The organism is Micromonospora sp. DT31, assembly GCF_049841795.1.
Lineage (GTDB): Bacteria > Actinomycetota > Actinomycetes > Mycobacteriales > Micromonosporaceae > Micromonospora.
Genome location: NZ_JBNCKZ010000061.1, coordinates 1 through 1,009, shown reverse-complemented (window position 1 = coordinate 1,009; position 1,009 = coordinate 1). Strand labels below are relative to the sequence as shown.

The 1,009-nt window shown below is 68.1% G+C and carries 2 protein-coding genes; both read right to left on the bottom strand.

Annotation, left to right across the window (positions count from 1 at the left end; genetic code table 11):
- Positions 1-182: polyketide synthase docking domain-containing protein (locus ACLQ2X_RS28380; RefSeq protein WP_425684138.1), on the bottom strand; the 182-nt coding region annotated here is incomplete at its 3' end.
- 25 nt (positions 183-207) lie between these two features.
- The coding region (locus tag ACLQ2X_RS28375) for a beta-ketoacyl reductase (protein WP_425684137.1) at positions 208-1,009 on the bottom strand (802 nt) is incomplete at its 5' end.

Here is a 1,009-nt window from a genome sequence, read left to right as displayed (position 1 = left end):
ACCACCAAATCCCACAAATCCGCCGGCGAACCCACCCCACCCGGCAACCGACACGCCATACCCACAATCGCAATCGGCTCATTGAGGGCCTGGGTGACCCGCTCGTGCTCACCGCGTAGCCGCTCGTTCTCCATGAGCGCCGCGCGCAGTGCCTCGACAAGCTTCTCCTGGGACGTGGCCATGGCTTCTCCTCCTGACGGGAGTGGATCAGTTGTCGACGTTGCCCAGCGCCCGGGCGATGAGGCTTTCGGTGTCCATCTCGGCGATCAGGTCGAGGTCCACCGACGTAGCCGGGGCCGGCGCCGTGCCCTCCGAGCCGGCGAGCGCCGCAAGCGTCTGCAGCACACCGGCCTCCCGCAACCGATCCAGCGGCACAGTGCTCATCCACTGACGGAGGCGACCCGGGTCCACTTCCACGGGAGCGGGGGTCTCCCCGGCGGGGAGGAGCTTGTCACGCAGGAATTGGGCTAGCGCCTCCGGCGTCGGGTAATCGAAGATCAGCGTCGCGGGAAGCTTCACGCCTGTTGCTGCGGAGAGTCGGTTACGCAGCTCGACGGCCGACAACGAGTCGAAGCCGACGGACTTGAACGCCTGGGTGGCTCCCATCGGGGCAGTGCCGCCGAGGATCGTCCTGGCGTTGTCGCGTACCAGTTCCACCAGCGAGGCCACCTGCTGCGGTTCGTCCAGCCCGACGAGGCGTTCGGCGTACGAACGGGCGGTGTCCCGCCTCGCGGACGCCTTGCGCAGGCGGCGAACCAGGCTCCGTAGGACCACGGGCAGCTGCCCGGAATCATCGAGCTCCCGGAGCGCGGGAATGTTCATCTTGGACGCCATGAGGAACGGCCGGTCGGCCGCCAGCGCTCGCTCGAACATGTCCATACCTTCAGCGGCGCTCATCGGTTCGGCGCCGGCGCGGCTCATACGCTGGCGGTCCACCTCGTCCAGGCGGCCGGTCATCTCACTGACCGGCTCCCACAAACCCCACGCCAACGACGTCGCCGCCAACCCC